The 21,686-nt window shown below is 61.9% G+C and carries 17 protein-coding genes and 1 pseudogene; 7 read left to right on the top strand and 11 right to left on the bottom strand.

What is annotated here, in order from left to right:
* Positions 1 to 3: 3 nt before the first annotated feature.
* Positions 4 to 891 (bottom strand): branched-chain amino acid aminotransferase, encoded by an 888-nt coding sequence (locus tag AC0L27_RS20985; RefSeq protein ID WP_354207407.1) that lies wholly within the window; start codon positions 889 to 891, stop codon positions 4 to 6.
* A gap of 115 nt (positions 892 to 1,006) precedes the next feature.
* Between AC0L27_RS20985 and AC0L27_RS20980 the strand changes: the two genes are divergently transcribed.
* Positions 1,007 to 1,942: an alpha/beta hydrolase gene (locus AC0L27_RS20980; protein ID WP_354207405.1), complete on the top strand. Its 936-nt coding sequence runs from the start codon at positions 1,007 to 1,009 to the stop codon at positions 1,940 to 1,942.
* Between the two features lie 48 nt (positions 1,943 to 1,990).
* Here the strand turns inward: AC0L27_RS20980 and AC0L27_RS20975 are convergent, their stop codons facing one another.
* Positions 1,991 to 2,236 carry a hypothetical protein gene (locus AC0L27_RS20975; RefSeq protein ID WP_354207403.1) on the bottom strand — a complete coding sequence of 82 codons (246 nt, stop codon included), beginning with the start codon at positions 2,234 to 2,236 and terminating at the stop codon, positions 1,991 to 1,993.
* A gap of 319 nt (positions 2,237 to 2,555) precedes the next feature.
* Between AC0L27_RS20975 and AC0L27_RS20970 the strand changes: the two genes are divergently transcribed.
* Positions 2,556 to 4,139, top strand: coding sequence for a sensor domain-containing diguanylate cyclase (locus tag AC0L27_RS20970; protein WP_354207401.1), 1,584 nt, complete (start codon positions 2,556 to 2,558; stop codon positions 4,137 to 4,139).
* A 13-nt stretch (positions 4,140 to 4,152) separates the two neighbouring features.
* On the opposite strand, the gene AC0L27_RS20965 is transcribed toward AC0L27_RS20970, so the two are convergent.
* From AC0L27_RS20965 to AC0L27_RS20955, 3 genes are all read right to left on the bottom strand, one after another.
* A complete protein-coding gene (locus AC0L27_RS20965; RefSeq protein ID WP_354063357.1) occupies positions 4,153 to 4,713 on the bottom strand; it encodes a carboxymuconolactone decarboxylase family protein in 561 nt (186 codons plus the stop codon).
* Positions 4,714 to 4,821: 108 nt separating this feature from the next.
* A complete protein-coding gene (locus AC0L27_RS20960; protein WP_473320208.1) occupies positions 4,822 to 5,985 on the bottom strand; it encodes a PLP-dependent cysteine synthase family protein in 1,164 nt (387 codons plus the stop codon).
* 45 nt (positions 5,986 to 6,030) lie between these two features.
* Entirely contained in the window at positions 6,031 to 6,495 is a 465-nt protein-coding gene (locus AC0L27_RS20955; RefSeq protein WP_007599137.1) for an Lrp/AsnC family transcriptional regulator, read from the bottom strand.
* Between the two features lie 163 nt (positions 6,496 to 6,658).
* Here AC0L27_RS20955 and AC0L27_RS20950 point away from each other — a divergent pair, with 163 nt between their 5' ends.
* Complete coding sequence (locus AC0L27_RS20950; RefSeq protein WP_354063352.1) at positions 6,659 to 7,672, top strand: 1-aminocyclopropane-1-carboxylate deaminase; 1,014 nt, start codon at positions 6,659 to 6,661, stop codon at positions 7,670 to 7,672.
* Between the two features lie 228 nt (positions 7,673 to 7,900).
* Here the strand turns inward: AC0L27_RS20950 and recQ are convergent.
* The 5 genes and pseudogenes from recQ to AC0L27_RS20925 all read right to left on the bottom strand — a co-directional run bounded on the left by recQ (position 7,901) and on the right by AC0L27_RS20925 (position 15,116).
* Positions 7,901 to 9,765: pseudogene (recQ, locus tag AC0L27_RS20945) on the bottom strand (DNA helicase RecQ).
* 249 nt (positions 9,766 to 10,014) lie between these two features.
* Positions 10,015 to 10,758 carry a polysaccharide deacetylase family protein gene (locus AC0L27_RS20940; protein ID WP_354063348.1) on the bottom strand — a complete coding sequence of 248 codons (744 nt, stop codon included), beginning with the start codon at positions 10,756 to 10,758 and terminating at the stop codon, positions 10,015 to 10,017.
* 104 nt (positions 10,759 to 10,862) lie between these two features.
* Positions 10,863 to 11,864, bottom strand: a complete 1,002-nt coding sequence (gene metA / locus AC0L27_RS20935; RefSeq protein WP_354063346.1) for a homoserine O-succinyltransferase MetA — start codon at positions 11,862 to 11,864, stop codon at positions 10,863 to 10,865.
* A 12-nt stretch (positions 11,865 to 11,876) separates the two neighbouring features.
* Entirely contained in the window at positions 11,877 to 13,178 is a 1,302-nt protein-coding gene (locus tag AC0L27_RS20930) for an O-acetylhomoserine aminocarboxypropyltransferase/cysteine synthase family protein (RefSeq protein ID WP_275172685.1), read from the bottom strand.
* A 363-nt stretch (positions 13,179 to 13,541) separates the two neighbouring features.
* Positions 13,542 to 15,116 (bottom strand): amidase family protein, encoded by a 1,575-nt coding sequence (locus AC0L27_RS20925; protein WP_473320206.1) that lies wholly within the window; start codon positions 15,114 to 15,116, stop codon positions 13,542 to 13,544.
* 92 nt (positions 15,117 to 15,208) lie between these two features.
* Here AC0L27_RS20925 and AC0L27_RS20920 point away from each other — a divergent pair, with 92 nt between their 5' ends.
* The 4 genes from AC0L27_RS20920 to AC0L27_RS20905 all read left to right on the top strand — a co-directional run bounded on the left by AC0L27_RS20920 (position 15,209) and on the right by AC0L27_RS20905 (position 18,633).
* A complete protein-coding gene (locus tag AC0L27_RS20920; RefSeq protein ID WP_473320205.1) occupies positions 15,209 to 16,048 on the top strand; it encodes a hypothetical protein in 840 nt (279 codons plus the stop codon).
* Between the two features lie 100 nt (positions 16,049 to 16,148).
* Positions 16,149 to 16,688 (top strand): hypothetical protein, encoded by a 540-nt coding sequence (locus AC0L27_RS20915; protein WP_473320203.1) that lies wholly within the window; start codon positions 16,149 to 16,151, stop codon positions 16,686 to 16,688.
* Positions 16,689 to 16,854: 166 nt separating this feature from the next.
* Positions 16,855 to 17,184: a hypothetical protein gene (locus tag AC0L27_RS20910; protein WP_473320201.1), complete on the top strand. Its 330-nt coding sequence runs from the start codon at positions 16,855 to 16,857 to the stop codon at positions 17,182 to 17,184.
* 708 nt (positions 17,185 to 17,892) lie between these two features.
* Positions 17,893 to 18,633: a hypothetical protein gene (locus tag AC0L27_RS20905; protein ID WP_473320199.1), complete on the top strand. Its 741-nt coding sequence runs from the start codon at positions 17,893 to 17,895 to the stop codon at positions 18,631 to 18,633.
* Positions 18,634 to 18,644: 11 nt separating this feature from the next.
* Here the strand turns inward: AC0L27_RS20905 and AC0L27_RS20900 are convergent, their stop codons facing one another.
* Positions 18,645 to 21,611 (bottom strand): cytochrome P450, encoded by a 2,967-nt coding sequence (locus AC0L27_RS20900; RefSeq protein WP_473320196.1) that lies wholly within the window; start codon positions 21,609 to 21,611, stop codon positions 18,645 to 18,647.
* Between the last annotated feature and the right edge of the window lie 75 nt (positions 21,612 to 21,686).

Raw genomic sequence — 21,686 nt, 5'->3', positions numbered from 1 at the left:
GAATCAAGCCGCCAGCTTCACCGCGTGGGCAAAGTCCCAATAGAGCTTCCGCGCGCGAATGTAGAGCGGGCCCGGCTTCAGCTCGCGGTCGTCGATACGGATCACCGGCGCGACTTTTGCGAAATTGCCGGTCGAAAAGATCTCGTCGGCGGCGAGGAAGTCGGCATAGCGTAGCGTCTTCTCGAACACGGTGACGCCATCGGCGCGAAGCAGGCTGATGACGCGCTGGCGGGTGATGCCGTTGAGAAAGGTGCCGTTCGGCACCGGCGTGTAGACCACGCCGTCCTTGGCCATGAACACGTTGGAATTGCCGAACTCCGCGACGTTGCCGAGCATGTCGAGCATCAGCGCGTTCTGGAAGCCGCGCGAGGCGGCCTCTGCAAGCGCGCGCGAATTGTTCGGATAGAGACAGGCGGCCTTGGCCTCGACTGGAGCGCATTCGGCGGTGGGCCTGCGGAACGGCGACAGCGTGATCGCGCTGCCGACGGGTTTCGGCATCGGCGCCTCGTAGATGCACAGGCACCAATCGGTGGTCTCGGGATCGAACAGCACGCCGCCGCCCGAGCCGTTCCGTGCCCAGTACATCGGACGGACGTAGAGCTCGGCATTCGGCGCGAAGCGCGCGATGCCCTCGTTTGCGAGCGTCATCCAGGTTCCGGTATCGACCACCGGCTTCAGGCCGAAGTTGATCGCGGATTGATTGGCGCGGGCGACGTGGCGGTCGAGATCGGGCGCGACGCCTTCGAACGCACGCGCGCCGTCGAACACGACCGAGCCGAGCCAGGCCGCATGCGTGCGCGGACCCATGATCGGCACATTGCCGTCATGCCATTTGCCCTCGAAGAAGGTCCAGCTCGGTGAATATGCGATGGGCTTTTTGATCTCGGCCATGACCGGCCTCCCCTTGGCGTGGTGCCGCATTATAGCGCCACTATTGGGCGCAATTTCTAAATGATTCCCTGCGGGAGAATGGTGAGTTACCCTCCCGGAAGGGAAAGGAAGTCCCATGCCGCTCGATCCGCTCGCAAAGCGCTTGTTGACCATGATGGCTGCGGCTGCGCCGCAGGCACGGAGCCGGCCCAGCGTGGAGGCACGCCGGCAATCATTGGCAAAACTGATGCAGTTTGCGCGCGCCGATGCGCCTGACGTGACGTCGTCCGACGGCGTGCTGCCTGGTCCCGGCGGCGCGCTGCCCTATCGCCTCTATTCACCCGCAGGCGCCGATGATCGCGCGCCCGGCTTCGTGTTCTTTCACGGCGGCGGCCTCGTTGCCGGCAGCATTGCCACGCATGACCGCATCGCGGCGGCATTGGCACATGCGACCGGCTGCCGTCTCGTCTCGGTCGATTACCGGCTGGCGCCCGAGCACAAATTCCCCGCCGCCGTGGACGATGCGATCGCAGCCACCGAATGGGTGGCGCGCGAGGCCGCATCGCTCGGCATCGACGCCGGGCGTCTGGTGCTCGGCGGCGATTCCGCGGGTGCAACGCTCGCTGCGATCGTGTGCCAGGAGGCGGCGCAGAGCGCAGGCCTTTCCATCGTCGCGCAATGCCTGATCTGCCCGGTGCTGGATTTCGAGGAGGCCTCACCTTCGCGCGAGGCGTTCGCCGAGGGCCACCTGATCGATCGCATCACGATCGAAGCCGATCTCGCCGACTATCTGCCCGAGGCCCTGGATGCCGCCGATCCCCGCATCTCGCCCTTGCGCGCGACGCGGCTTGCGGGCCTGCCGACCGCAATCATCCACACCGCCGAGTTCGACCCGATGCGAGACGAGGGCAATGCCTATGCGCGCAAGCTGCTCGCCGCGGGCGTCGCCGTCGAGCACGTCTGCCACGAGGGCATGGTCCACAATTTCCACGCCATGGGCGCAATTCTGCCGCAGGCGCAGCTCGTGCTGTCGCAGATCGGTGAGCAGGTCAGGCGGGCGGTAGGGACGTGAAACACCTCGTTTTGCCATCTCCAAAGACAGGAGAGGGAAGAGAATGCCTCACGCTCTCGCCTCGATGACGGAACGCGCTGCCGCGACGTAGTTTGGCCAATACGTGTCCGCATAACGCTCGGCTTGTCGCGCGCAGGTGACGTCGGGCGCATGGGCAGCCGCAATCATGCGCGCAAAGCGCTCTTCAGCGACCGTCACATCATCGGACGCGGCCGAGGCCGCGGCTCCTGCGGCGGTCGGCGCAACGGCGAGTCCCGCCAGTCCGGCGAGCAGGATGCGGCGTGACGTGTCCATGGCTGTCGTTCTCCATTGTCCGGCCTGCACTCTGGCGGGGGACTGTGTCGGTGCGGTCACGGCAAGGTACCTGCGTGCATTCGCACCGTCCACCGATTGCGGACACCGCGTGACCACACGGGCGATCACAATCCAGCAGGCAGTTCCGCCATCAGACGCGTCGGATTGTCACGACAGCGGCCGCTCCCCTCATCGTTGAGGTACACGACGGCCGGATGCGTGAACCAATTATTAGCCCTCTCGCAAAATCGCGCACCAGCTTACCCTTCTGCAAGTAAGCTTCGGGCAAACTGGGCCGCTTTCGCCTGGGAGGTTGGGAATGCCCCGCTTGGTATCGGAACGAACGTTCCTCGCCGGCCAGATCTTCTTCAACTTCGGCCAGTCGACGATCGATTGCGTCGTGCGCCGGATGTCCGAAGACGGCGCGATGCTGGAGATGCAGAGCAGCCTCGGCGTGCCCGATCGGTTCCAGCTCCGGCTCGCAGGCCAGGAGGTCTTCTCCTGCCGTGTGCTCTGGCGGTCGGACCGTCAGGTCGGGGTTGCGCTCGGAGCGGAAAATCATATCGAGCCGAAGGCCGTCGACGAGCAGGAGCGGCGAACCGATTCGCTGATACGTGGACAGATGCTAGCGCTTCGCGCGGCTCTCGATTTCGTTCCGCTGGGCATCGTGCTGCTGGACGCCAATCTCCGCGCGCAGTTGATCAATCGGGCGTTCCGGCAGATGTGGCTCCTGCCGGAGGAAGTCGCCAACAGCAACCCGTCATTTGCGACGCTGATGCATCATGGCCGCGATACGCTCGCCTACGAGATTCCGCCGGCCGAGCTGGAGTCTTATGTCGCCGAGCGCGTCCGTCAAATACAGGCAGGCGATGCGTCGCCGCGCGACCTGCGCCGTACCGGCGGCGACGTCGTTCGGATGCAATGCACGCCTCTGCCCGACGGCGGGCGAATGCTGACCTATACGCCGGTCACCGACATCGTGCGCTATTCCGACGAACTGAAATTGCTGCGCGATGCCCTCGAGAATGTCGAGGACGGCGTGCTGCTGCTCGACCGCGATCTCAACGCCAGCTTCATGAACCGGCGGATGCGGCGGTTCTGGGACGTGAGCGAACAGGAAGCCGCCGCCCGCCCGACCTATGCATCGTTGGTGAGCCGGGTGCACCGTGCGAGCGCGCCCGATCTTCCGGCTAACGAACTGGCGAAATTTCCCGTCAAGCGCATCGCCGAGGTCAAGGCGGGCGATCATGTGCGCGACCTCCAGACACCGGATGCTCGGCGGATCAGGGCCCACTGCACCACGATGTCGAACGGCGGCCGCATGCTGACCTATGTCGACATTACCGATCTCACCAACAAGGCCAACATGCTGGAGCGTCTGGCCACCACCGACCCGCTCACGGGCCTCTATAACCGCCGCCATTTGCTCGGCTCGCTCGAGGCCGAATGGAGCCGCTTCCAGCGCTACTATCGCTCTGTTTCGGTCCTGATGCTCGACATCGACCATTTCAAGTCAGTCAACGATCGCTATGGTCACGCGGTCGGAGACGAGGCGATCAAGGCCGTGTCGGCCGCATGCCTCGATGGCAAGCGCAAATCGGACGTCGTCGGCCGCTTCGGTGGCGAGGAGTTCGCGATTCTGCTGCCGGAGACCAGCCTGTCGCGTGCAAGGATCGTCGCCGAGAGAATCCGCAAGCGCGTAATGAGCTCGCAGATCGTTGCCAATCAGGTTCAGTTCGGCGTCACCGTGAGCATCGGCATTGCGGAAGCCAGTGTCAGCATGTCCGGCATCGACGCCTTGATGAGCGCGGCCGATCACGCGCTCTACCAGGCGAAGGCCGACGGTCGCAACCGCTGTATTGCCTGGTCGCCCCCGCCGCCCATGAACAAGGCGGCGGAGTGATCGCACCGCAGATCTATTCCGGCACCGGCACGTCGAACGTGTTCAGCGTGACCGACACCATGCAGTAAACGCCGACGAGATAGGACAGTTCGGCCGCGCCGTGCTCGCCGAATTCCTTGACCGCGGCTCGATAAGTCAGTTCCGGCAGCACGCCGCCGCTGACCAATGCGGACGCCACGTCGTAGGCGACCGCCTCCTGCTTTGTGAGATCCACCGGGCGCTGTCCGGCGACGATGGTCGCGAGCTTCTCGTCGGAGAGGCCGCGCTGCTCGGCGACCAGCACATGCGCATAGAGCTCGTAGCCGGAGCGGAAATGCGAGCCGGTGACGAGTATCGCGACCTCACGCACCGGCGCCGGCAGCAGCGGGTTCGCCGCGATCGCCTTGACCAGCTCCCACACGGGCTTGCCGAAGCGCGGCTCACGGATCCAGGGATTCCAGGGACCGAGCAGCGCGCCATCGTCGCGCATGTTCACAAAGCCCTTGAAGTGGTCCTTGATGCCGGCTCGCATGTCGTCATAGAGCGGCTTCTGTTCGGCACTCAGGTCTTTCGGATCGAGAATGGGAAGGCGCACGGCAGAGTCTCCTCGTTGAGAGGCGCGAGGCTCGCCCGCGCGACGGCGCAAGGCAAGTGAAGTTGCCGTGACGGCCGTGCAATTTTGTAAATGGCAGGGAGGCGCCAGCTATAAGGCCTCAGGATTTCGCAAGTTCTGCGGATTTGTTACGTCTTCGAACTCAAGCGCCAGTGGTTGCGCTGTGTCGAGGAACGACGACAGGGCCGCCTCGAACGGCGCTGGATCGAGACCGCGCGCTTTCAGCCAGGCGGGCTCATAATAGGTCTGCCGGTAGCGCTCGCCGGAATCGCAGATCAGCGTCACCAGCGACCCCGTCTGATTCGTCTTTCGCATCTCCGAGGCGAGCCGGCACAGCGCCAGGAAATTGGTGCCCGTAGAGCCTCCCACCGGGCGGCGCAGCCGGCGCGACAGCACGTTCATCGCCGCGATCGTCGCCGCATCGGGGATCTTCATCATGCGGTCGACCACGCCCGGCACGAAGGAGGGTTCGCAGCGCGGCCGGCCGACACCTTCAATCAGCGAGGGGCGGTCGCAAATATGGGAGCGGTCCTGCGAGCTGAAGCAGTCGAAGAAAGCGGAATGCTCGACGTCGGCGACGCACAGCCGCGTCGGATATTGGCGGTAACGCAAATAGCGTCCGATGGTGGCCGAGGTGCCGCCGGTGCCCGCGCCCATCACGATCCAGTCCGGCAGCGGGCGCGGCTCGCCCTGCAATTGGGTGAAGATGGATTCGGCGATGTTGTTGTTGCCGCGCCAGTCGGTGGCGCGCTCGGCGAAGGTGAACTGGTCCATGTAGTGGCCGCCCAGCCGCTTGGCCAGCGCGCCGGCCTCCGCATACAGCGCACGGCCGTCGTCGATCAGATGGCGATTACCGCCGTAATGCTCGATCGCGGCGATCTTCTCCGCCGAGGTCGTGCGCGGCATCACGGCATAGAAGGGCACGCCGATCATCTGTGCAAAATAGGCTTCCGACACCGCGGTCGATCCCGACGAGGCCTCGACGACAGGCGTACCTTCGCGGATGTGGCCGTTGCAGAGCGCGTAAAGGAAGAGCGAGCGCGCGAGCCGGTGCTTCAGGCTGCCGGTCGGATGCGTCGACTCATCCTTCAGATAGATGTCGATGCCTGATAGCGCCGGCACGATCAGCCGGATCAGATGCGTGTCGGCCGTGCGGCACTGGTCGGCCTCGATCGCGGCGACGGCTTCGTCGACCCATCCGCGCCGATAGGCCGGTCCGGCCGGATTGAGATGCCGGAAGGGAAATGTCTGCATCGGCTGAATCTCTCATGATGCGGATCGCGCATCAATAGCTCCCGCTCAAAACTCCAGCGGCGCGTTGTCGACGACTTCCTTCATCACGAAGAAGGTGCGGGTCTGGCGCACGCCGGGCAGCGCGATCAGCTGCTCGCCGTGGATACGGTTGAAGTCTTCCATGTCGCCGACGCGGATCTTGAGGAAATAGTCGAAGTCGCCGGCGACGAGGTGACAGTCGAGCACGAATTTCAGCCTGGTGATCGCCTGCTCGAAGATCGCAAAGCTCTCCGGCGTCGAACGGTCGAGCACGACGCCGACCATCACCAGCGTGCCCTTTGCCACCTTCTTCGGCGCGACCATGGCGCGGACGGCGGCGATGAAGCCGTGCTCGAACAGGCGCTGGGTGCGGCGATGGCAGGTGGCGGGACTGATGGCGACGGTTTCGGCCAGCTCCGCGTTGCTGAGGCGGCCGTTATTTTGCAGCAATCGCAACATCTTAAGGTCGATACGATCGAGACGAGCGGACATGGAAGAAGCTTCCGTGATTAGCATCCAATCCGAAAGGAATAGCACAGCTTCACGCCATTTTCGTAAGATCACGCGCAACAGAGGCGCAATATTTGAAAGCACCTTTTTGCAGCCCGATGCTAGCGTTTTCGCAGACATTAACGCCAATCAGGATGACCTGACGATGCTCGAAAAATTCGCGCGCTATCCGCTGACCTTTGGTCCGACACCCATCGAGAAGCTGGAGCGGCTGTCAAAGCATCTCGGCGGCAATGTCGAGGTCTATGCCAAGCGCGAGGACTGCAATTCCGGCCTCGCCTACGGCGGCAACAAGCTGCGCAAGCTCGAATACATCATCCCCGACGCGATCGCGTCCAACGCCGACACGCTGGTCTCGATCGGCGGCGTGCAGTCCAACCACACCCGCATGATCGCGGCGGTGGCGGCCAAGATCGGCATGAAGTGCCGCCTGGTGCAGGAGGCCTGGGTGCCGCACGAGGACGCCGTCTATGACCGCGTCGGCAACATCATGCTCTCCCGCATCATGGGCGCCGACGTGCGCCTGGTCGACGACGGCTTCGACATCGGCATCCGCAAGAGCTGGGAGGAGGCGATAGAGGAGGTGAAGGCGGCGGGCGGCAAGCCCTATGCGATTCCCGCCGGCGCCTCCGTGCACAAATTCGGCGGGCTCGGCTATGTCGGCTTCGCCGAAGAAGTGCGCAAGCAGGAAGCTGAGCTCGGCTTCAAGTTCGACTACATCGTGGTCTGCACCGTCACCGGCTCGACCCATGCCGGCATGCTGGTCGGCTTCGCCGCCGATGGCCGCGCGCGAAAAGTGATCGGCATCGACGCCTCCTTCACCCCGGCGCAGACCAAGGCGCAGGTGCTCTCGATCGCACAGAACACGGCCAAGCTCGTCGAGCTCGGCAAGGATCTCGTCGCCGACGACGTCGTGCTGATCGAGGATTACGCGTATCCCGCCTATGGCGTGCCGTCGGAAGAGACCAAGGAGGCGATCCGCCTCACCGCGCGTCTCGAAGCCATGATCACCGACCCCGTCTACGAGGGAAAGTCGATGCAGGGCCTGATCGACCTTACGCAAAAGGGCTATTTCGAGAAGGGCGCCAAGATCCTCTACGCCCATCTCGGCGGCGCGCCGGCGCTGAACGGCTACGGGTATGCGTTCAGGAACGGCTGAGGTAGGCCGCACCTCGCGCCTCATTTACCGCTGTCGTCCCGGCCTAGTGCGCAATTGCGCACGGGGGCCGGGACCCATAACCCCGGGAGCAGTTTGGCGAGGAGCGTCGTCGCGCGTGCCCCAAGACAAATCACGCGGTATGGATCCCGGATCTGCGCTCCGCTTCGCTGCGCTTGTCTGGGATGACGATGTGGAGAGAGTTGGCGCGCTAACAACCGCCACCGCGCCCTACCGCGTCCTGACGATCTGCAGCAGCTCGTCGCCGTAATGCTCGAGCTTCTTGTCGCCGATGCCGGGCACGTTGCGCAGCTCGTCCAGCGTGGTCGGCCATGCGCGAACGATGCCGTCGATGGTGGCGTCGTGCAGCACGACATAGGCCGGAACGCCACGTTCGCGGGCAATATCCGAGCGCCACGCTCGTAGCCGCGTACGCAATTCAGGATCGACATCGCCCTGCGGCGCGCCGGGCGCCGGCGCCAGATCACCGCGGCGGGACTTGGCGCGGCTCGAACGGATCCGGGCGCCGGGCGCTTCCTCGCGCAGCCACACTTCCGTTTCGCCCCGCAGCACGCCGCGCGACGAATCCGTCAGCTTCAGCGCGCCGAACGCTTCGCTGTCACTCTGCAAATGTCCCATCGCCACGAGCTGCCGCAGCACCGTGCGCCACTGCTTCTCGTTGAGCTCGCGTCCGATGCCGAACACCGTCAGCTTGTCGTGGCCGAACTGCGTCACCTTCTCGGTCAGGCGTCCGATCAGCACGTCGATGAGATGCATCGCGCCGAAACGCTGCCCGGTGCGATAGGCACAGGATAGCAGTTTTTGCGCCAGCACCTTGCCGTCGCGCATTTTCGGCGGCGTCAGGCAATTGTCGCAATTGCCGCAGCCCTCGCCCATCACGATCTCGCCGAAATAGGCGAGCAGCCGCCGACGCCGGCAGTGCGGCGTTTCGGCAAGGCCAACGAGCGCATCGAGCTTGCCGATCGAGACCCGCTTGAATTCCTCGGAGCCGCTCGACTCGTCGATCATGCGGCGCTGCTGCACGATGTCCGAGAGACCGTAGGCCATCCAGGCCGCCGACGGCTTGCCGTCACGGCCGGCGCGTCCTGTCTCCTGGTAATAGGCCTCGATGCTCTTGGGCAGATCGAGATGCGCGACGAAGCGCACGTCGGGCTTGTCGATGCCCATGCCGAAGGCAATGGTCGCGACGATGACAATGCCGTCCTCGTTGAGGAAGCGGTCCTGGTTGCGCGAGCGCACGCTGCTGTCGAGCCCGGCGTGATAGGGCAACGCCGCAATGCCGGCGTCGTCGAGCGCGGCAGCGACCTCCTCCACGCGTTTGCGGGACAGGCAATAGACGACGCCCGCATCGCCCGCGTGACGATCCCGAATGAAATCCTTGAGCTGCGACACCGCATTGCGCTTGTCGACGATCTCATAACGGATGTTGGGACGATCGAAGCTGGAGACGAAGTGCGGACTGTCTGCAAGCTGAAGCCGCTCGACGATTTCCTTGCGGGTCAACTCGTCGGCCGTCGCAGTCAGCGCGATGCGCGGCACGTCGGGAAAGCGCTCGGCGATGATCGACAGGCGACATATTCGGGGCGGAAATCATGCCCCCATTGCGAGACGCAATGCGCCTCGTCGATCGCGAACAGCGCCACCTTCGCCCGCGCCAGCAGCGCCAGGCAGCGCGGCGTCACCAGTCTCTCCGGCGCGACATAGAGCAGGTCTAGATCACCCGCGATCAGGCGCCGCTCGATATCGGAGGCTTCCTGCGGGGTCAGCGACGAGTTCAGCGCGGCGGCGTTGACGCCTGCTTCGAGCATGGCGGCGACCTGGTCGCGCATCAGTGCAATCAAGGGCGACACTACGACACCGCAGCCTTCGCGCAGCAGCGCCGGCAGTTGATAGCACAGCGACTTGCCTCCGCCGGTCGGCATCAGCACCAGGCAATTGCCGCCGTCGGTGACGTGCCGGATGATCTCGCCCTGCGCGCCGCGGAACCCGGGCAGGCCGAACACCGAACGCAGCACCGACAGCGCATCGCGGCCGTTTTGGAGCGCAGGAAGCGGAGCGGTGGAAGGAGGGGACATGGAGTGGCGGACCTGGGATTCGTCCCAAGGCCAGTCGCATGACCGCGCAGGCGTGGCAAGACTGTTTGCGGAGCGAGACGCGAGTCTTCCCCTCTCCCCCTGTGGGAGAGGGTGGCTCGTCGCGTAGCGGCGAGACGGGTGAGGGGTACCTCTCCGCGCGTGAGCCTGCTGCAGTTGAATTCGCGGAAACAACCCCTCATCCGGCGCTTCGCGCCACCTTCTCCCACAAGGGGAGAAGGGAAGAAGTCGCTACGCCCCTATCCTTCGCAACGCTTCCGCGACCGTCACGATTGGCATGTCGCGCTTCCCGGCGGCCTGCAGCGCATGGCGCATCAGGTGCGGCGTGCAGCCATACGGGCTCGCCGCGTTGGCGACGTCATGACCGTAGAAGATCAGCCATCCGCCGCTCTCGACCGCCTCGTCGAAATAGCGATCGACACCGGCAATATCGATCTCGCAATCGACCAGGGGCGAGGCCCTCAGGAACTGGAGATCGATGACGTCGCGATTGACGCCGGGAAGGATGCCGCGCGCCGAGCGGAAGGTCTTGGCGAGCTGCGGCTTGCGCCACACCGACGCGATGCCATAGGGGTAAGCGAAATTTTCCAGCGTGATCGAGGAATCGATGGCGCGAAAATGGCTGCGGTTTCGCTCGATCTCGCGGGCCATGGCGGCCTCGTCGAGATTGACCGCACTCAGGTGCGAGAAAGTATGGCAGGCAATCTCGTGTCCGGCCCGGTGAAGCCGCACCACGGCGTCGTTTGACAGCCCGTGCCAGTGGTCCGAGGGACGATCGACCAGGCTGCCGGCGAGATAGAACGTGCCGCGGCCGCCATGCTGCTCCAGAAGCCCGGCCCCCTCGCCTGCGGCGCTATCGGGGGCATCGTCGAAGGTAAAGCTCACCATGGGCGCATGCGCGGGCAGCCGGTGCGGCGCGGCGCGGAAATGCCGGGCCAGCCGATTGCTCACGCGTCCCTGGAGTGCCGACCACACGACTCGCATTTCCTGTCTGCCCCGCCCCTCACTGAAGCATTCGTGCGCTGCTCGAGGCAAGCTTCACACTTCGTTAGTCCTAACGTCGACCCCGCCGTCCTGACCTATCGTGCAAGCACCGACGCGTCGGTCTCCGCACCGAGATATTGCAGCCAGTTCCGGAACAATGCCGCCGCGGCGCTGCCCGCGGCGATATCGGCACGCAAATTCAGCGCCGGCAGTTCGTTGCTGAGCGCGGGGTGGCGCTGGTGCCTTGCCTGCTTCTCGAAGCGCACCAGCTTCTCTTCGCTCGCAGCGTCAAAATAGCTCACGGGCAAATGCGGATAATTGTCGCGCTCACGCGCGAGGTAACGGCCGACGTCGCGCAGATATTCACGCTGAAGCGACAGCGCGTCATATTCCGGATGGCCCTGGAAGAACACGAAGCGGCTGGCATATTGCCGGACGAAGATGTCGACGCCGGCCTTTGCCGAGCGCGTCAGCACCTGGTAGCCGGCCTGCGCGAGGTCGCTCTCGGCGATCTCGTTGAGACGCGAATGCGGGACCTTGAGCGGCGCAGGCGCGGCCCGCGTCAGCGGATCGCTGGTCACGGCCTCGCAGTCGAAAATGCCGTGACATTTGGCCGACAGCGGCCGCCTTTCGATGCGGTCGAGATGCAGCACCGCGGCATGGGCAGCGAGGCACGACCAGATCGTGGAGCGCGTGTTGACCTTGGCCCAGTCGATCAGCTCGGTGAGGTCGCGCCAGTACGGTTCCTGGTCGAGCTCGGGCGCGATCGGCTCGGCGCCGGTCACGATCAGACCGTCGAACTTGTGGCGCCTGAGTTCGGTGAGTTCCGAATATTCGCTCTCGACATGCCATCTCGCTTCCGGCGAGCGCTTGACCGAGGGCAGCGAGAAGCATTGAAAGCGGACGCGGCGCGGACCTGCTGCGGCTTGCAGCAGCTTCATGAACTGCCGCTCGGTCGCCTTCAGCGCGGGATCCGGCATGTTGTTGATCAGGCCAATGGTGAGCTCGGTGCCGCCGGGCTCGCGCGCCAGATCACCCGCTCGCGGCACCAGCGTCGGGCTCGATATGGCTTGATCCCTGTCGATCAGGATCGTCATCGGCGCGGCCGCCTACTCCGCGGCCTGGAGGCGCGCGGACGGGCAGGCCTTTTCCAGCGCCTGGTCGAGGTCCTCGATGATGTCCTGGCAATGCTCGATACCGATCGACAAGCGGATCGTTTCCGGCAAAACACCGGCGACCCGCTGCTGCTCCGCCGACATCTGCCGGTGCGTCGTCGAGGCCGGATGGCAGGCCAGCGACTTGGCATCGCCGATATTGACGAGACGCGTGATCAGCTTCAGCGCATCATAGAAGGACTTGCCGGCTTCCATGCCGCCCTTGATGCCGAAGGTGAACAGCGACGACGCGTTGCCGTCGAGATATTTCTGCACCAGCGGATAATAGGGGCTATGCGGGAAACCGGTGTAGTTGACCCAGGCGACGCGCGGATCCTTGCGCAGGAATTCGGCGACCTTGCGGGCATTCTCGCAGTGGCGCTCCATGCGCAGCGCGACGGTCTCGATGCCCTGGAGCAGCAGGAAGGCGTTGAACGGCGACAGCACCGAACCCATGGTGCGCTGATAGATGCTGCGCGCGCGTTCGATATAGGCCGTCTTGCCGAAGCGCTCGGCATAGACCAGGCCATGGTAGGAGGCGTCCGGCTTGTTGTAGCCCGGGAAGCGATCGGCGTGCTTGGCCCAGGGGAAATTTCCGGAATCGACGATGGCGCCGCCGAGCGTGGTGCCGTGGCCGCCCAAAAACTTGGTCAGCGAATGCACGGCGATGTCGGCGCCGTAATCGAACGGCTTGAGCAGGATGGGGGTTGCAACGGTATTGTCGACGATCAGCGGCACGCCATGCGCATGCGCGATCTTCGCCAGTGCTTCGATGTCGCAGACATTGCCGGCGGGATTGCCGATGGTTTCGGCGAACACGGCGCGGGTGTTCTCGTCGATCAGCTTTTCGATCGCCTCGGGCTTGTCGCTCTCGGCGAAGCGGCCGGTGATGCCCTGCCGCGGCAGGATGTGCGAGAGCAGCGTGTGCGTGGTGCCGTAGAGCTGCGGCACGGAAACGATGTTGCCGCCGTGATCGGCGACATTGACGAAGGCGAAATGCAGCGCGGCCTGCCCGGTCGCGACCGCAAGCGCGCCGACGCCGCCCTCGAGCTCGGCGATACGTTTCTCCAGCACCGCGCTGGTCGGATTGGCGATGCGGCTATAGCGATAGCCTTCGGTCTCGAGATTGAAGAGCGCCGCGCCGTGATCGGCGCTATCGAAGGCGTAGGCCGCGGTCTGGTAGATCGGCACGGCAACCGCGTGCGTGGTGGCTTCGGGCTCGTAGCCGGCGTGAATAGCGATCGTCTCGTTGCGCATCGTGCCACCTCCGCGTGGAGCGGGCCGCACTTATTGGCCTGTATGAGGCATGTGCGTTGTCCGCCGTCCCTCTGTTAGAGGCGGGTGGTAAAGCGGACAATAATTCGTCTAGAGATCGAGGAAGTAACCCTAACACTTGTTGGGGAATTGGCTAAAATTCAAGTCAAATTGTTAATGAAGGCAGCGACCACGCTGCACTCCCTTCTCCCCTTGTGGGAGAAGGTGGCGCGAAGCGCCGGATGAGGGGTCTCTATCCATACGGCCAAGCTTGCGTTAGCGGAGAGAGACCCCTCACCCGTCTCGCCGCTGCGCGGCGAGCCACCCTCTCCCACAAGGGGAGAGGGAAACAACTTCGCTGCCCTGTCAGTCCATCTGTTCCCACAGCCGATGGGCGAGCACGCCGGCGCGTTTCTCGATCGCGGTCGCCGCATCGAGCGCGAGGTCCTCGCGATAGCGCCCGGCAATGAGCTGCACGCCGATCGGCTTGCCGTCGTGCAGCGCCACCGGCACCACGGCGCCGGGCAAGCCCAGCACGTTGATCGCGGAGATGAAGCGGATTTCGCCCCAGAAAATCTCGCGCACGCGCTCGGGGCTGACAGTATCCTCGCGCGGGCCCGGAATCGGCTTCACCGTGGTCGGTGCCAGCACCACCGGATACTCCTCGAAGAACAGCTGCCAGGCGCGGATATGGCCGTTGCGCGCGGCGGTCGCCTGCATCCAGGCTTTGAGGTCGAGCACGTTGGCCTTGGCTTTCATGCCGCCCCACGCCTTGTGAAAGTCTTCGGACGTCACCTTCAACATGCCCGCTTCCTGCATCACCATCGTCTCGTTGGTGATGATGTCGCACCAGGTCTGCCAGACGCCGTCGATGTCGGGCACCTCGACCTCGCTGACCCGATAGCCGGAACGCTCCAGATGATCGGCGGCCTGGCGCAACGCCGCCGCGACGTGCGGATCGACGTCCATGTCTTCAGGAATCCTGGCGAGCGCGACCTTGATCGGCCCCTTCGGCTTCGGTCCGACCAGCGGCGCCGGCACCCACCAGGGATCGCGTGGATCGCGCTGGCTCATCACCTCCAGCCCGAGCCTGACGTCGGCGACGTGGCGGGCGAGCGGCCCCTGCGCCGACATCAGATGCGCCAGCATCGGCCGTTCGGCGGTTGCGCTTGCGTTGAACGCCGGGATACGCCCCTGCGTCGGCTTGATGGTCGCAACCCCGTTGCAATGCGCCGGCCAGCGCAGCGAGCCGCCGATGTCGTTGCCGTGCGCGATGGTGCCGATGCCGGCGGCGACCGCCGAACCCGCACCGCCCGAGGAGCCACCGCAGGTGATATCCGGATCCCAGGGATTGAGCGTCAGCCCGTGCAATGGATTGTCGGTGAACCCGCGGAAGGAGAATTCCGGCGTGTTGGTGAGGCCGATGATAATCGCGCCAGCTCTCTTCAGGTTGCGCACCACCGGCGAATCCGACGGCGCGATGAGGTCCTTGTTCGCCGGCACGCCGTTGAAATTCGGACGGCCTTCGTAATCGACATTCTCCTTGATCGTGATCGGTACGCCATGCAGAAGGCCGAGCTCGCCGCCCTTCGCGCGCCGCTTGTCGGCCGCATGCGCCGCAGCCAGCGCCTCCTCCGAGAGATCGACGACGACGGCGTTCAGCCTCGGGTTGACGGCACGCATCCGATCGAGATGCGCCTCGACGGTCTCGACCGCGGAGATGGCGCCGGAGCGGATTGCGGCTGCGGTCTCGACCGCCGACCATTGCCAGGCCGGGCCCTTGGGACGGCGCGGTGCGGACGATTTGCGCGGGGCTGCCTGCTTGACCGGCTTCGTTGCAGCCTTCGCAGCCTTGCCCTTGCGAACGGCGGTTTTCTTGCTGGAGGTCTTCGCTGCTTTCTTCGCAGCAGTTTTCTTCCTGATCGCCGTCTTCTTCGCCACGTCGCATCTCCTCACATTGCGCCGCGGAAGTTATGGAGGTCACGCGACCGTGTACAGGCGCGTTTCTGCATGGCGAGCCGTCGCGACGCATTGTGGCGGCCGAAGCACGCGGCAGCGCTCATGCACCTTTGGTTCTTTTCCAACGACGCATGTACTGGTTGAATGATGGAATAACCGCGCACGAGCACTTCCTGCGTGACCTCTCGGTGTGCGCGATGGTGGGCCCACGCCAACGACAGGATTGCTTCGTAATGAACCGCAAGATGACCGCCGCCACGGCCGTTTTGGCACTTGCGGCCCTGCTTCCGTCCCCCGCCGCCGCGGACGGCCCGATCGGGCTGGCCCGGGTCCTGTTCGTGACCCCTCCGAAATGGTACCAGCTCGCCAACAACATCCGCGAGGACGACGTCCTGATCTTCCGCCGCTACGCGATCTCGGTGATCGACGGCAAAATCGAGACTGAACCCGGCAGCGTGAAGAACATCTACGACTTCGGCTGCCAGCGCTCGGCGAAGCATCCCGACTACGTCGTCTTCCATTTCCCGGAATGGATCGATCTGAAGGGTGTGGCGAGGTCCGACTGGATCCCGAAGATGCCCCTGAACGTCGCCCTGAACGAGCGCAAAAACACCTTCGAGGCTCAGGGCGAGTTCAAGAACGGCGCCCTCTTCATCGACCTCGACGACTTCTATCGCGACAACATGCTTCGTCTTATGGCGGCCGAGGAGACCATCGTGCAGATGCCGTCGGGCGATCGGTTGAACGTACTCCAGCGCACGCGGACCCCCGACGGCAAGGGCGACATCGCGGGCTTCGTCGACGAGACGGTGCCGGTGATCAGCAAAACGGTCAACGGCGGCGCGGTTAGCCGCATGGAGACAGCCGAGATGCTCAAGCGCTGCTTGAACTACAAGCGGACCGGCCGCTATTGAATCAGAGGAGGCGGTGGCCCGCCGGAGCCTGCCCGAGCTCTGACATAACCGCGACCGATCCGCCGGAACGCGCCCGAATTGTAAGGAAAGGAATCACTGGATGAGGCTAACACACTTCTTCATGGCTTGCGGCATCGCAACGATTTGCACCGCCATCAACTGCTCAATCGGCCGAGCAGAGGTCATCGTGTACAAGGAGGCTTGTGGACATGACGCATTTGAAGACTGGAACCTGACGTGCAAGGTCAACAAGAATACCTTCGCATCCGGCCACAGCGAGTTCTGGATCGCCGCTTTCAAGGAAGTCAGCTCGATAACAATCTGCGCTTCGTTTAACAATGGTGGAGGATTGAATGTCCCCGCAACCATCGTTCACAACTACAACGACGGCAGGCAGTCCAAGCCAACTGAGCTCTTCGACACCGTCAAATTTCATGGCGCTTTGACAACCAACAGAGTGTTTTGGGTCGGGACAAGTCCGCGGCTCGTTCCAGCCCGGACTCCAGCGTGGAGCATGAGAGCCGATCTACTTCAAACCCCTGGTCAAAACTCGTTCACTTACACAGAGACCCTGTTGAACGGCCAACGGCCGATCGGGGAGATGCGGGCCTCATGCAGCTTACTTGAGGACGATAAATGATCAGCCGCGCACACAGAGGGATTGCGATACTGTATTTGAGTGTTGCCGCACTCGGCGGATTCATCTCTGAGGAGTCATTTGCCGCAAACGTCTACCTTCGCAAAAAGGCGAAGGCGGAGCCGGGCTTGATGCCGAATTAGAGCTCGGAGAAGCGGGGCGGTTCAACTTGGCCCTGATCGGCTGCCGAAACATCGGCACCTCACAGAAAGTCCAGCTCGGCCTGTATGTTGGAGGAGACAGGCTGCCTCCTGAGCTGAAACGAATCGGAAATAGGAAGGACGAAGAATTGAGCCTGTACTTGTGCACCAATGAGACTTGCGAAGAGCGAAACTGGAAGCTCATGGAGAGCGGAACCGGAGATACGTATTTCACGACCGTCGCCTTCCCGAAAGAGCGTCAAACCATCAAGTCCATTCGCGTCATTCTGCCTGGTGAAGCGACGAAATACGAGTATCGCGGCGACGTCACTGGCATTCTGAAGAGGATCTGCCGATAAAATGGGGAATAGTATGGGTTTGCGGTCGACGGTGTGTTCCGCGGTAACGTTGCCACTTCTTGCACTCTCTGTAGCGACGGCGGGATGCACGGTTTGGGAAATGGAGGCAATCGCGGGCGAGGCTCCTCTGAAGACCTTTACCTGTTCGGGCGAACTCTGGAACATTCGGACCGATTCAGCCGGCCCTACGTGGCTGGAGATTGGGCACGGCGTCAATCAGTGCTCGATTAGAAATGCGTCGAGCGAGAACGCAAAGCGGATCCTGTCTGTCTGCAATTTGAATGCTGACTGCTCAATGAAAGTCGAGGTAGATGCTCGGCGCCTTCGGAAGTCGGCTGCAGAGGGCGAGTGTGACGACGTCTGCATTTTTGAGTGCGATAAAATCATCTGGGTATAGAAGGGGAATGCAAAGAAATGAAACTCACTATCATAAGCGCGCTACGTTGTGATTTCGACGGCGTCGGCACATGCAGACACCTACAACTATGTCTGCAAGGACCATGGAAGAACTTTTCCCCTAAAAGTGAACGACACGCAAAACACCCTCGAATGGAAGGGGACCACCTACAAAATTAAAGAAAATGAGGATTGCGGGAAATTTGGTTGGCACGCCGAGAAGGAAGGAGCTTCATTCGATTTCTGTACGGCCACGCAAGGTTACGCTGACTTTGAACAGAATGGCACGCTCATTCGATGTAATTTGAAGCGATGATTTCATTCCCAAATCGCATCACGCCGCAAGGGCCACCGTTTCTTCATTCAAGGTACAACAGGTCCTCTATCGATCTCTATCTGCGCATTTGCCACGACTATCTCCGCAAACAAGAAAGTCTCGACATGTTGGCTGCCAAATTCGGTTACCGCAGTCGGATGAAGGAAATTGAAGGCAACGAGCAAGACACCATCAATTCGATCGCCGATCTGAACTTTGCTTCGCCTCAATCTTCAGTTCGAACTAATGCCGATCAACCCTACACATCGCAGGACTTCCTGGGATGCTTTACCCGTGCGTATGACGACCACCATCTGGCCAAACACCCTGACCAGCTTGTTACAGCGGTCAAGTTGCGCATTTACCCGAGTCCCCCGGATCCTCGCACTCTTTGGTTTTCTATCTGGATCCAGAGGCGTGGGGAGCACAAGGCCCTAAACAACGCAGGAATGTGTCGGCACGAGGGGGAAGAACTTCGATGCGCCATCGAATGCGACGGGGGTGGGGTCCGACTCAGCACACGTCCGCCGTCTAGTCTGCTGATGCGCCTCGGCGCTCAGCCCGCGTTCGGCGCAAACGGCGAACGAATAAAGCAGGACGAACGGATTAGAATGGTGGCATGCGGCACGAAGGATATGGACGACGGAGTCGGAACAGAGGTCACTGGCGGAAAGGACGATCACGAGTTTCTACTGCACCGGGCGGCATCAAACCTTTGTCCAGGCGCAGGCGGCTGATGGAACGAGCCTTAGCCAGCTTCATCGCGCTCACCCGCTCCCCTAACGGGCGTGGCAATAGCACTCTCTCCGCGATATTCGAATCCGCCGACAATTAGGTCTCCCTCGGGGGCAGCAACATTGAGGCTGAAATACCTCGTATTCCAGGTCGGCGGTTGCTTCAGCTCCCACGAGGCTTTGCGCAGCAGAGTAATACAGAACAGCTTGGCGATGATTAACGCTAGGTCCTTGCCTGGACATGTACGGTCATTGGGAGCAACGGCTGCGTCGTGAAGCCCGCGGGGCCAGATCAGGTGTTGCGAAGCCGCTGGATCCATGAACCTGCCGGGCATGAATTCGTCGGGTTGTGTAAAATTCGCTTCGTCCCTTTGCGCCAACGGCAGCACACCCAACACCAGCTCGCCCTTGCGAAGGCGGAATGTTCCTGAACTCGAATCTAGGATGCGATCGCGCGTCGCCCGTCCGGGGATAAAGAATACGGGCGGATGTAGCCGCAGAATTTCGCGAAGCACACGATCGAGCATTTTAAGTCTGTGGAGGCATTGTAGATCGGGCGGCAGCTTTAGATCCGATCCCAGCACCTCATCCATTTCCTTGCGTAGCTCGGCGCACAGTTCACGTCGCAGCGCAAATTCTCCAACGATGGATTTCAGGAGGGACTGCGTGCCGAGAAAGGAATTCATCCCTAACAGGAATGTCACCCGCTTGGCGAGCGCATCTTCGTCGGTGATCTTGTGTCCCTTGGCAAGGTCCACGATCTCGGGAAAAGCCGGAGTCTGTTTCACGAAGGCCAGAAGCCGCGGAAAGATCTTCAGTGCTCTGGAATACGCAGATCCGGGAATGAAGCGTGTTATCGACAAAAAGGTATGCGTGAATATGCCGCTGTAAAGCTCACGTACCTCGGTCAACACCGGTCGCTGGCCGAGCATCCATTGGAAGATCAGCGCAACGACGAAGTCCTCGATTTCATCGCGAAAGCTGAAGGTCTTTTTCGCCGACCATCGGTTGAAGAATTCGCCTGCAACAGCATCGAACGACGCCGCGAGGGTCTTCGAACGCTGCTTCAGAAGGTCGAGGTAAAGGGATTTCGGCCAATCGTGTTCCGACCCGGATTCATAGATGCTTGGCGATACGTTGCCCACCAGCGCCATGGGCGGAAGCTGGAACTTGAAGCCGGCGACCGGCAGGTCTTGCACAAGATCTTTGGATGCAAACAAAGGAACGATGGCGCGATGATCCAGCGCCATAATCGTCGGGCCGAACAGGTTGGTCTTGAAAACGGTCTTTCCGTATTTGCGCTGACGCTTTCGAAGGAATTCCAACCACCCGCTAATGAAGAAGAAATCGAGCAGGCCCCAGGCGGCCCCAACCAGTGGCCAGCCGTAGGAGCCGGGCGGATCCTCGCCCCCGAAGGTGACCTTTGCATTGGCAGCAACGTTGTTGCGATGGACAATATCCGCGAGCGAAGAGGTGTTCGCAATACTCTTGAGGCCGGTCTTTGTGAACGTGTCTTCGTTGTAGACGTTTTCAGCAAGCAGAGGATTGGTTAGTGCCTGGGAAAAGGCGTCGACGCCAACCATCAGGGTCATCAGCTTGCCGAGCACCGTGTCCTCGTCGCTTTCAGCCAACAGACCGACAAGCAGTTCGACGCGATCGACATGTCCGTACAGGGTCTTGAGTTCCTTCAGCAGCCTGCGATCGTCCGTCAGCTCATCAAAAGAAATCAGCTTCTGCAACCCGAAACGCTCCCGGTACTCGTTGTATGAGCGGAGCCGCCAGGCACGGGATTTCCTAATTGCCTCGACTTCGGCATTGATCAGAAAAGGCGCTGTATTGTGCAGCGTGATCTTTCCCGCACCCTGACTGGACGCCGCGTCGAACGCTGAGGCCAGGCCGACATCGACGAGAAACTTGTTGTTGTAACGGAATATGCTGTCAGGAAATCGCCGGCCGCTCATTTCCAGTTCTGTAGGCACCAGCGCATGCCAGCGATACAGCAGATCGAATTCCGCGCAGATGCGATTGGCGCGATACCAAGCCTGCTTTTCTGAAAAGCCGGTCTCGAGCGAGAACTTGAGCTGGGCTGAGGAAAGATGATTGACGTAGTCTTCGATAATGATCTTCAGCAGTTGCGCAATATTGACGTTCCGCGCCGTCTCGAATAGCCGATCATCGTCATCGTTCCATTCGGGATGTGCGGCTGCGAGTTCCTCGCACAGACGATTGTGCTCCCGCAGAAATATCGTGTTTAGCGCGCTATAAAAGATAGTCGAGTTGCCGCGTTCGAGACCGGAGACGAAGAGCCGCTTTTTCCTATTGGGAGTGTTGAAGGGGTCGTCGAGCGCCTTGCGGAAATCTTTCGTCCTTGGATCGATGTAAGATAGACCGACGAACTCCGGACGGACATATTTACCGTCTTCCTCGAACAGTGGCGGCGGAAACTCCTCGTCCTTTATTTTCACGCTCTTCAGGCGACCCCGCTTGTTTGCCCTGAGGAGGGCCGTGTCCGCTGCCGATAGGCCATAGATCTGACAGAGATCAATCTCATGGTTCGACGTGTTCTTTCTAAAGTCATTTGGATCAGTTCGCAGGAAGCTGTCCGTAAACCACTGCGCAAAGAAACAGAACAGAGCTGTGCTCTTTGGACACGGCAGTTGGTCGGGGCCTCGAACAAATAATGCGCCGACATCCGCGACGTCTGGAAGGCAATTGACATTCTCATCTAAGTCTGGCGGCAAGTGACGCCCGCTATAGGAACGATCGACGAGCCCCGTCCACGATGTGTAGACGTCGCTGACTCCGGGTGTCTTTGCACCCCACAGCGAGAGCGGGTACGGCCTCGGTTTAGAGGAGTTCGTTATAATATTAATGAAGAGCCGATTGAGGAGCCGCCTCAACCATTCCCACTTGCTCAGGAGCCGCCAGAATGATGGGTAGCTCGAAACGAAATCAAAAGCAAAATCCTTCGCCGAGCGCATTCTCCCTCCAAGGAAACTACGTCCTCATACAATCGATTGGTATGTTGCTACGAATTCCAGAGCTTACTTCATTCA

The sequence above is a fragment of the Bradyrhizobium sp. Ken51 genome, assembly GCF_055807435.1.
Note: the sequence above shows the minus strand (reverse complement) of the source record. Positions and strands in the feature narration are given on the sequence as shown.